Annotated in this window: 8 protein-coding genes; 5 read left to right on the plus strand and 3 right to left on the minus strand. The window is 67.1% G+C overall.

Annotation, left to right across the window (positions count from 1 at the left end; all coding sequences use genetic code 11):
• Positions 1–102 precede the first annotated feature (102 nt).
• Positions 103–882, minus strand: coding sequence for a sulfite exporter TauE/SafE family protein (locus MRBLST15_RS16665; RefSeq protein ID WP_367786852.1), 780 nt, complete (start codon positions 880–882; stop codon positions 103–105).
• Positions 883–954: 72 nt separating this feature from the next.
• Between MRBLST15_RS16665 and MRBLST15_RS16670 the strand changes: the two genes are divergently transcribed.
• Positions 955–1,347, plus strand: coding sequence for a YchJ family metal-binding protein (locus MRBLST15_RS16670; RefSeq protein WP_367786854.1), 393 nt, complete (start codon positions 955–957; stop codon positions 1,345–1,347).
• Here the strand turns inward: MRBLST15_RS16670 and MRBLST15_RS16675 are convergent.
• Positions 1,329–2,630: a GGDEF domain-containing protein gene (locus MRBLST15_RS16675; protein ID WP_367786856.1), complete on the minus strand. Its 1,302-nt coding sequence runs from the start codon at positions 2,628–2,630 to the stop codon at positions 1,329–1,331. The genes MRBLST15_RS16670 and MRBLST15_RS16675 overlap by 19 nt on opposite strands.
• A gap of 146 nt (positions 2,631–2,776) precedes the next feature.
• On the opposite strand from MRBLST15_RS16675, the gene egtB reads away from it, so the two are divergent.
• From egtB to MRBLST15_RS16695, 4 genes are all read left to right on the plus strand, one after another.
• Positions 2,777–4,048 carry an ergothioneine biosynthesis protein EgtB gene (gene egtB / locus MRBLST15_RS16680; protein WP_367786858.1) on the plus strand — a complete coding sequence of 424 codons (1,272 nt, stop codon included), beginning with the start codon at positions 2,777–2,779 and terminating at the stop codon, positions 4,046–4,048.
• Positions 4,045–5,022 (plus strand): L-histidine N(alpha)-methyltransferase, encoded by a 978-nt coding sequence (gene egtD, locus MRBLST15_RS16685; RefSeq protein WP_089241992.1) that lies wholly within the window; start codon positions 4,045–4,047, stop codon positions 5,020–5,022. The genes egtB and egtD overlap by 4 nt, the downstream gene beginning before the upstream one ends.
• A gap of 95 nt (positions 5,023–5,117) precedes the next feature.
• Complete coding sequence (locus tag MRBLST15_RS16690; RefSeq protein ID WP_414716153.1) at positions 5,118–7,286, plus strand: lytic murein transglycosylase; 2,169 nt, start codon at positions 5,118–5,120, stop codon at positions 7,284–7,286.
• 30 nt (positions 7,287–7,316) lie between these two features.
• Positions 7,317–7,877: a DUF2628 domain-containing protein gene (locus MRBLST15_RS16695; protein ID WP_265954339.1), complete on the plus strand. Its 561-nt coding sequence runs from the start codon at positions 7,317–7,319 to the stop codon at positions 7,875–7,877.
• Here the strand turns inward: MRBLST15_RS16695 and MRBLST15_RS16700 are convergent.
• Positions 7,871–9,061, minus strand: a complete 1,191-nt coding sequence (locus tag MRBLST15_RS16700) for a benzoate/H(+) symporter BenE family transporter (RefSeq protein ID WP_265954337.1) — start codon at positions 9,059–9,061, stop codon at positions 7,871–7,873. The genes MRBLST15_RS16695 and MRBLST15_RS16700 overlap by 7 nt on opposite strands.
• Positions 9,062–9,662 lie beyond the last annotated feature (601 nt).

Genomic DNA, 9,662 nt, shown 5'->3' on the forward strand with positions numbered 1-9,662 from the left:
ATCATCATGTGAACCTGTAGAGCCGAGCCATGCTCGGCTGCTCTTCGCGACCGGAAACCGCGTGCCAACAAAGGTTGGCACCTCCCAGGTCATGACGCTCATTCACGACGTTCGGAACGTATCCCACGCCATCCGCGCGATCAGCACCACCACCAGGCCCACGAACAGCTTGCGGATGAACGGCGTGCCGCCCTTCAGCGCCAACCGCGTGCCCACCACCGACCCGATGATGTTGGCCGCCGCCATCGGCAGCGCGAACAGCCACAGGATGTTGCCGGTCGGCACGAAGAACGAGATCGCCGCCACGTTGGTTGCCAGGTTCACCACCTTCGACGCCGCCGACGCACGCAGGAAGTCCAGCCCGAAGAAGCGCACGAACAGGAAGATCAGGAAGCTGCCGGTGCCGGGGCCGAAGAAGCCATCGTAGAAACCGATCGCCGCACCGATCGCCAGCGCGATCACCAGCTCGCGGCGGCCGATCTCCTGTGGCCGGTGCAGCGCGCCGAAGTCCTTCTTCCACAGCGTGTAGGCCAGCATCGCCACCAGCAGCACCAGCACCAGTGGCCGCACGGCGTCCTTGGGCAGCAGGCTGACCGCCGTAGCGCCAAGGAAGGAGAACACGAAGGCCGTACCGGCGGCAAACAGCACCGGCTTCCACGGGAAGCGCACGTTGCGTGCATAACGCCATGCCGCCGCGCCGGTACCGAACATGGAGCTGAACTTGTTGGTGCCGAACAGCATTGCTGGGGTCTGTTGCGGCAGCACCGTGAAAAGACCGGGCAACTGCACCAGTCCACCACCACCCACGGCCGCATCGACCAGACCGGCAACGAAGGCGATCACCACCAACCACCACAACTCAGGAGGAATCAGTTCCAGCACGGCGATCGATCGAAGTGAGGGCGCGACAGCATACGCCTGTCACATTGCTGCCGCCCGCGCGACAATACCCGCATGAGCCGAACCGCCCCTGATCCCTGCCCCTGCGGCCTGGCCGCCGACTACGCGGCCTGCTGCGGCCGCTTCCATGCCGGCGACGCCGCGCCCGATGCCGAGCGTCTGATGCGCTCGCGCTACAGCGCCTATGTGCGTCATCTCCCGGACTACCTGCGTGCCACCTGGCATCCGGACACCCGTCCGGCAGAACTGTCACTCGATAATGCCCCCGGCCAGCGCACCCAGTGGCTGGGCCTGACCGTGCAGGACCACCAGGTTACCGGCACCGACAGTGCCGAGGTCCGCTTCACCGCCCGCTACCGCGTCGGCGGCGGCAGCGCAGTGAAAATGACAGAGCACAGCCGCTTCCTGCGGATCGACGGCCGCTGGTACTACCTCGACGCCGTCTGAGCGTGGCTGCCGCGCACGGCCAGCACGCGCTGGCCGCCATGCGCGCACACGCGGTTGCGGCCTTCCTCCTTGGCCGCATACAGCGCCTGGTCGGCTGCTTTGACCACCCCGGCCGGGCGCGGATCGACCCGGCTGTCGGCCAAGCCGATGCTGACGGTCACCTGCACTACCGCACCGCCACCGCCGCGCCCGCGCTGCTGCTGGCCGAGCGTATCGTCACGGCTGCGGGTGCTGCGGTCGCGCAGCTGCATCCGGCTCTGCTCGATGCCCTGCCGCAGCGCCTCCAACGCGTCCACGCAGGCCGATGCCGGGCGATCGAGGAAAACCACGGCGAATTCCTCGCCGCCATAACGGAACGCGCGGCCGCCGTCGCCCACCCGCGACAACCGTGAGGCCACCAGTTTCAGCACGTCATCGCCGGTGTCGTGGCCGTGGGTGTCGTTGAACTTCTTGAAATGATCGACGTCGATCATCGCGATGCTGTAGGTGCCGGTGGCACGCTTGAGCGTTTCGTTGAATGCTCGGCGGCCGGGCAGGCCGGTCAGCTCGTCGCCGAACGCCATGTGGAAGGACTCCTGCAGGGTCGCCGCCAACATCAGCAGCAGCGCGGCCACGCTCAGCGCCGGCAGCAGCACCGGCTGCAGGAAGATCCGCGGCAGCATCCACCACAGGCACAGCAGGGCCAGCAGCATCGCCGTATGCAGCGGCCGCGGCTGGCGCCATGCCTGCCACCCCAGTGCAGCGGTGGCCAGCAGGAACAACACGGCGGGCAGCTGCGCCAGCGCGTTCCAGTCGCTCGGTAGCCACGGGAAGTGCCGGTTCGACAGCAGGTCGTGCATGCCCTGCGGCTGCTGTGCAGCAAGCAGGATGAAGATCGCCAAGGCAATACCGCTGGTCGTGGCCCTCAGCAGCAGGTCCTGGCGGCGTCGTCCGCGTTCGGGCCACAGCGCATGGACGGCGAACAACAACGGCAGCCACGTCGAGATCGCGTGGAAGCGCAGTGGCGTCAGCGCCGTTACCCGGCCATCGCGCAGGTAGTGCCCCAGATCCTGGTGCAGCACCGCGAAGGCCAGCGCCACCAGCAGCAGCAGGCACAGCGTGCGCACCTGGTTGTACAGCAGGGCAAGTCCTGCACCCAGGCAGGCCAGCAACCACGGCAGGATGCGCTGCCCGGCTCGGCCGACATCATCGTTTTCCAGGCTCGCCCACAGCACCAGCGCGACCAGCACGGCGGGCAGCACGAACAGATAGTGCACAGGCTGTCGGAGCGGATGATGGGACACGCGGAATTCCAGCGCGGTCACGACGCGGCCGCAGCACTGCCGTTAGCGGCGCAACGGCGCCCTTCTTGAATGCGCGGGCGCTGATGTGAACATCACGGCACCGGGCCATGACATCGCGCTCACCGGCCGCGGTCGAAGCTGCTCACATGGACAGCGTACCCGCCGCCGTCGCTGCCCCGCAGCGTGACCTCGCCCGCCACTTCGCCCACGTGCGGGGGCGCAGCGTGCAGCTGGCCGCACCCCTCAGCCCGGAAGACGCCCTGCTGCAGAGCATGGCCGATGCCAGCCCGGCCAAATGGCACCTGGCCCACACCACCTGGTTCTTCGAGCGCTTCGTCCTCGCCAGCCGGCCCGGCTACACGCCGTGGGATCCGGCCTGGGACTATCTGTTCAACAGTTACTACAAGAGTCTCGGCCCCGCCCATGCGCGGCCACAGCGCGGTCTGCTCTCGCGGCCCTCGCTGCAGCAGGTCCACGCTTACCGCCGACACGTGGATGAACAGGTGCTGGCACAACTGCGCGATGGCGATCTGGGCAGCGATGCCCTGCAGCACCTGCAGCTGGGGCTGCACCACGAACAGCAGCACCAGGAGCTGCTGCTCACCGACATCAAGCACGCCTTCTGGTGCAATCCGCTGCAGCCGCCGTATCGCGATGACCTGCCCGTCGCCGTCAGCGCCCACAGCGCGCAGGGCTGGGTCGAACAGGGCGAACGCATCGTCAGCATCGGTGCGTCCGCTTGGCCGCAGCACGCGGCCTTCGCTTATGACAATGAATCGCCCGTGCATCGCGTGCTGCTTCCTGCGCATGCCATCGCCGAACGCCCCCTCAGCAACGCCGAGTACCGCGCCTTCATCGACGCGGGCGGCTACCGCGATCCGCGCTGGTGGCTGAGCGAAGGCTGGGCGCTGCGCGAGGCCGAGCAGTGGCAGCATCCGCTGTACTGGGATGACGACCTGCTGCGCGAGTTCACCCTGGGTGGCTGGCGCGAGCTCGATCCGCACGCACCGGTCTGTCATCTCAGCTACTACGAAGCCGATGCCTGCGCACGCTGGGCCGGCGCCCGCCTGCCCACCGAATTCGAATGGGAGGCGGCCGCTGCCACGCAGCCGGTCGCAGGCCACTTCGCCGATGACGATCATCTGCACCCGATGGCAGGGCAGGGCGACGGACTGCGCCAGCTGTTCGGCGACGTGTGGGAATGGACCAGCAGCGCCTATGGCGCCTACCCCGGTTTCCGTCCCTTCGCCGGCAACCTCGGCGAATACAACGGCAAATTCATGTGTGGCCAGTGGGTACTGCGCGGTGGCAGCTGTGCCACCCCGCGCGGACATGTACGCGCCAGCTACCGCAACTTCTTCATGCCACCGGCGCGTTGGCAGTTCTCAGGCCTGCGCCTGGCAAGGGATCTTTCATGAGTACCGTCCAGGATGCGCTGCAGGCGCTGACCGACCTTACCCCCGGCCGCCAGCAGATTCTTGCCGATGCCGTGGCGGGTCTATCGCACGCCTCGCGCCAGCTGCCGTCCAAGTACTTCTACGACGCGCGCGGCTCGCGCTTGTTCGAGCAGATCACCCACACCCGCGAGTACTACCCCACACGCACCGAGCTGGCCCTGCTGGATCGGGTACTGCCGCAGATCGCGCAGGCGGTGGGGCCGCGCGTACATGTGGTCGAACTGGGTAGTGGCAGCGGCCGCAAGACCGCCCGCCTGCTGGCCGCCCTGCAGGATCCGGTGGCCTACACGCCCATCGAGATATCGCGCGCGGCGCTGTTGTCCAGCATCGACCACCTGGCACCGGCGCTGCCGGAGGTGGAAATGCTGCCGGTGTGCGCCGACTTCACCCGGCCGGTGCAGGTTCCTGCGCCGGAACGGCCTGCCGCGCGCCGGTTGCTGTTCTTCCCGGGCTCCACGCTGGGCAACTTCGCCGATGAGGATGCGATCGCGCTGCTGCGCGCGATGCGCCAGACGATGGGCCGGCAGGGCCTGGCCCTGGTCGGCATCGATCTGCACAAGGACCCGGCACTGATCGAGGCTGCCTACAACGATGCCGACGGTGTCACCGCCGCCTTCACCCTGAACCTGCTGGCGCGTCTCAACCGCGAGGTCGGCAGTGACTTCGATCTAGACGGCTTCCGTCACCAGGCCCGTTACAGCACTGCGCGCCTGCGCATCGAAACCGACCTGGTCAGCCAGCGCGAGCAGGACGTCCATCTCGACGGCCGCACCTTCCACTTCAGCGTGGGCGAACCGATCCGCGTGGAGTACAGCCACAAGTACACCGACGCCAGCTTCGGCCACCTGCTGCAGCAGGCAGGGCTGGAGGTGGTGGCGCACTGGAACGCTGACCATCCTGCATACGGCCTGCGCCTGCTGCGCCCCTCACCCTAGCCACCGGTAGTGCCGGTCGCTGGCCGGCAGTCTCGACCAACCTTGCCTGCCCTCCGCGTTACCATGGCTCCAGCACCGGCAACACGGAGGACGCCATGCCCTTTCTGACCACGCTCGGCCTGGCCGCCGCGCTTGCCTTGCCAGCGGCCGCAGCGCCGGCAACCGCGGATCCCGCGTTCGCCCGCTGCATGGCGGGCCTGCAGGCTACTGCCGCCACCCAGGGCATTGCCGCTGACCGTTTCACGGCCATCACCGCCGGACTGCAGCCTGATCCCAGCGTGCTGCCGCTGCTCGACGCGCAGCCGGAGTTCACCACGCCCATATGGGACTACCTGGCCGCGCTGGTTGATCGACAGCGCGTGGACGACGGTCGCGCCATGCTGCAGCAGCACCGCGATCTGCTTCAGCGTGTCTCGGCGCAGTACGGCGTCGATCCAGTCACCATCGTCGCCGTCTGGGGCGTGGAGAGCGACTACGGCCGCGTGTTCGGCAAGCGCCCACTGCTGCAGTCGCTGGCCACGCTGTCCTGCGCCGGCCGTCGGCAACCCTTCTTCCGCGGCGAACTGCTGGCGCTGGTCAAGCTCATCGACAAGGGTGACCTGCAGGCGCAGGGCCTGACCGGCTCCTGGGCCGGCGCCTTCGGCCACACGCAGTTCATGCCCAGCACCTACGCACGCATTGCCGTGGATGGTGATGGCGATGGCCGTCGCGATCTGGTCGGCAGCATTCCCGATGCATTGGCGTCCACCGCCAACTATCTGAAGCGCGCCGGCTGGCGGACCGGTGAACCCTGGGGCATGGAAGTCCGCGTCCCCGTTGGTTTCAACGCCAGCCAAGCCGGCCGCACCCAGCGCCGGGCACTGGCCGACTGGCGCGCACTGGGCGTGACCGGCCTGGACGGCAGCGCGCTGGCGCCGGCCGGCCTGCCCGCCGATGCCCGCGCCGCGCTGTTGCTGCCGGCCGGTAACAAAGGCCCGGCACTGCTGGTGTTCCGCAACTACGACGCGATCTACAGCTACAACGCCGCCGAGAGTTATGCCCTGGCCATCGCCACCCTGGCCGACCGCCTGCGTGGCGGCAGCGGCCTGGCCACCGCTTGGCCAACCGATGATCCCGGCCTTGGCCGCGATGAGCGCCGCCAGCTGCAGACGCTGTTGCTGGCGCGCGGCCATGACATCGGCGCCGCCGATGGCATGATCGGTACCGCCAGCCGTCGTGCCATCCAGGTCGAACAGCGCCGGCTCGGTTGGGCCAACGCCGATGGTCGCGCCGGCCAGCGCATCCTGCGCGCGCTGCAGAGCGAACCGCAGGCGAAGGTTCCGGCCACATCCACCCGCTTCAGCCTTCCCACCAACTACAGTGCCGCGCAGTCGCCGGCCATCCGGAGTCGATCCAGCGTGCAACAGATAAAGGGTGTCAGCAGCGGCCAGTTCCAGGGACTTGATGCCTGGCTGGTGGAAACCCCGCAGGCCACCGCCGCCATCAGTGTGTTCGGCGGCCAACTGCTCTCGTTCGTGCCCAAGGGCCAACCCGATGTGATGTGGCTCTCGCCCAAGCGCGCGGCACTGCCCACGCCCATCCGCGGCGGCAGCCCGGTGTGCTGGCCGTACTTCGGCCGCCAGGGGCAGGGCGATGATGTGCCGGCCCATGGCTTCGTGCGCACCCTGCCCTGGGAACTGCAGCAGTCGCGCCGCCTCGACGATGGCAGCATCGAACTGACCCTGGCGCCGCCCGCATTGGACAACCTCGGCCTGCGTCTGAGCATGACGGTGCGCGTCGGCCGCGAACTGCGCCAGCAGCTGGTTACCGAGAACACGGGCAAGGCCCCGGCCACTATCACCCAGGCGCTGCACAACTACTTCCGTGTCGGTGATGCCAGCAAGGTCGACGTCGACGGCGTCGATGGCCTGGACTACCTCGACAAGTTCGAGAACTACGCCCAGCCGCGTCGCCAGCAGGGCCCCTGGTCGCTACGCGATCCACGCGATCCGGGCCGCAGCGACCGCATCTACACCCAGGCCGGCGGGCACTATGTGCTGCGCGACCCGGTGCTGAAGCGCCGCATCGACATCCGCACCGAAGGCAGCCGCTCGCTGGTGGCATGGAACCCTGGCGCCGACGCTGCCGCGAAGATGGCCGATGTCGGTGACGGCTGGCGCGACTACGTCTGCCTGGAAGCTGCCAACGCCGGGCCCGACGTAGTCACCGTGGCAGCGGGCGGGCGGCATGTCCTGCTTCAGATCCTGTCCAGCGCGCCGCTATAGCAGGCTCCCCCTTTGGCATGGATGGCCAGCATGAGCACCCTCGATCCGCAGACCTCGCCTGGTAACGGGAACCCCTATCTGGCGCCCGGCGCTGACGCCGATGTAGACACCGCGCTGGAAGATGCCGATTACCTGACGCTGGTGGTCGGTCCCAACGCCGCCGCCTACCGTCGCTTCTGGCATGTGGATAGTGCGCTGCCGAAGCCCCCACGCCGCTGGAACTGGCCCGCCTTCCTGTTCGGCACGCTGTGGATGGTGCATCGCCGGATGTACCTGGCCGCCATCGGCTTCTATCTGGTCACCACGCTGCTGCCGATGCTGATGCTGCTGGCTGACGCCGGCGTACCGCAGATCGCCTTTGGCATGCTGCTCCCGCGTATCGCGCTGGCCATCTTCGCCAACAGCCTGTATCTCCGCCATTGCAGCCGCCTGCTGGCACGGGTGCAGGTGATCTACGCCGGCCAGCCGAACCGCATCCGCGCCGAGCTGCTTCGCCGTGGTGGCACCAAGGCCTCGGCCGTGGTGGTCTGCCTGGGCCTGATCTACGCGCTCCGTTACATCATCCAGGGTCTCCTGCAGACCTATCACTGAGCCGGCGAACGCGGTCGCAAAACCCACAGGCAGAGCGTCCCGGCGACCAGGCCCCAGAACGCAGAACCGATACCGGCCAGTGTCATCCCCGAGGCGGTCACCAGGAAAGTGACCAGCGCGGCCTCACGGTCGCGCTCCACTGCCAATGCACTGGCCAGGCTGTTGCCAATGGTGCCGAACAGGGCGATACCGGCCACGCAGGCCACCAGTTCCTTGGGGAAGGCAGCGAACAGGGCCGCTACGGTGGCCCCGAACAGGCCGATGACAATATAGAAGGCACCCGCCGCCATCGCCGCCGTGTAGCGCCGTGCCGGATCCTCGTGGGCATCACGGCCCATGCAGATCGCCGCAGTGATGGCCGCCAGGTTCAGTGCATAGGCGCCGAAGGGTGCCAGCAGCGTGTTGACCACGCCGATCCAGCCGATCACGGGCGACACCGGTGCGTCGTAGCCGGAGGCGCGCATCACCGCCACACCGGGGATGTTCTGCGAGGCCATGGTGACCACGAACAGGGGCAGGGCGATGCCGACCATCGCCGTCCACGACAGCGAAGGAGTGACCCATTGCGGCACCGCCAGTTGCAGCTGCACCTGTTGTGCATGCAGCAGACCCTGGCTGGCGGCGATGGCGATGCCGACCAGCAGGGTGGCGATCACCGCATAACGAGGGAACAGGCGGCGGCCCAGCAGCCAGGTAGCGAACATGGCCAACGCCAGCACGCGCTGGGTGTTCATTGCCACGAACACCTCCAGGCCGAAGCGCAGCAGCACACCGGCCAGCATGCCCGCGGCCAAGGCCATGGGCACGCGCTTCATCAACCGGGCGAACACCCCGGAGAAGCCAGCGAGCATGCCCAGCACCGCCGCCAGCAGGAACGCACCGGTAGCTTCAGACAGAGACGCGCCACCGGCACCGACGACCAGCATCGCCGCACCCGGCGTCGACCATGCGGTGACCACCGGCACGCGGTAGCGCAGTGACAGGCCGATGCAGGTCACGCCCATGCCCAGCCCAAGGGCCCACATCCACGAGGCGATGTGCGCCTGGTCTGCACCCACGGCCTGCGCCGCCTGGAACACGATCACCGCCGAACTGGCGAAGCCGACCAGCACGGTGATGAAGCCGGCGACGATCGCCGGCATCGAGAGATCCCGCCACCATCCCTGTCGTTTCTGCGTATCCATGCTCTTCTCTTCGCTATGCATCGGTGTATTGATAGCGCCTGCGGCGTTGGCCGCCCAAACCCCCGGCAAACCCCCAGGGACCTATGAGCCCCCGCCAAACAGCGCGCACCCCGTTTTAAGTCAACTTCAAGAAAAAAAAATTTATCGAAATCTGCAGGATCTCTAGAATTCGCTCCCTTGCTGCAGCACGGCGACTTCTTCGGAAGCCACCAACGCGAACAGCGACGCCACCACCGCCGGACGAGATGATCGAACGAAGGTGTTGACGGACTCGAAAAGTCCGGCATAATAGGCGGCTCGCAACGACGAAAGGCCCTCGGGTCCAACGACGAAGCAGCATCGGCAACAACGTCCACTTCGGTGAGGCGGCCTTGAAAAAAGGTGTTGACGAAGCGGAAAAGCCGGCTATAATGGGCGGCTCGCTACGAAGGAAACTTCGCAGCACACGGGAACGGCGCTGAGGCCACTTCCCCGGATCTTTGAAAGTATGCGCAGGTATCTTGTGAAGGCGCCTGCAGGAAGGATGATTGTCCATCTTGCAGACGTTTGATCAAGCAACTATTAATTGTTTTAAAGCAAGCGATACGTTGCCAGAATCATT

It is taken from the genome of Stenotrophomonas sp. LST15-1-1.1 (genome assembly GCF_040815575.1).
GTDB lineage: Bacteria > Pseudomonadota > Gammaproteobacteria > Xanthomonadales > Xanthomonadaceae > Stenotrophomonas > Stenotrophomonas lactitubi_B.

Excerpts from the sequence above, each read along its gene's own strand:
- MRBLST15_RS16670 (WP_367786854.1), top strand. The coding sequence starts at position 955 with ATGAGCCGAACCGCCCCTGATCCCTGCCCCTGCGGCCTGGCCGCCGAC.
- egtB (WP_367786858.1), top strand. The coding sequence starts at position 2,777 with ATGGACAGCGTACCCGCCGCCGTCGCTGCCCCGCAGCGTGACCTCGCC.
- egtD (WP_089241992.1), top strand. The coding sequence starts at position 4,045 with ATGAGTACCGTCCAGGATGCGCTGCAGGCGCTGACCGACCTTACCCCC.
- MRBLST15_RS16690 (WP_414716153.1), top strand. The coding sequence starts at position 5,118 with ATGCCCTTTCTGACCACGCTCGGCCTGGCCGCCGCGCTTGCCTTGCCA.
- MRBLST15_RS16695 (WP_265954339.1), top strand. The coding sequence starts at position 7,317 with ATGAGCACCCTCGATCCGCAGACCTCGCCTGGTAACGGGAACCCCTAT.
- MRBLST15_RS16700 (WP_265954337.1), bottom strand. The coding sequence starts at position 9,061 with ATGGATACGCAGAAACGACAGGGATGGTGGCGGGATCTCTCGATGCCG.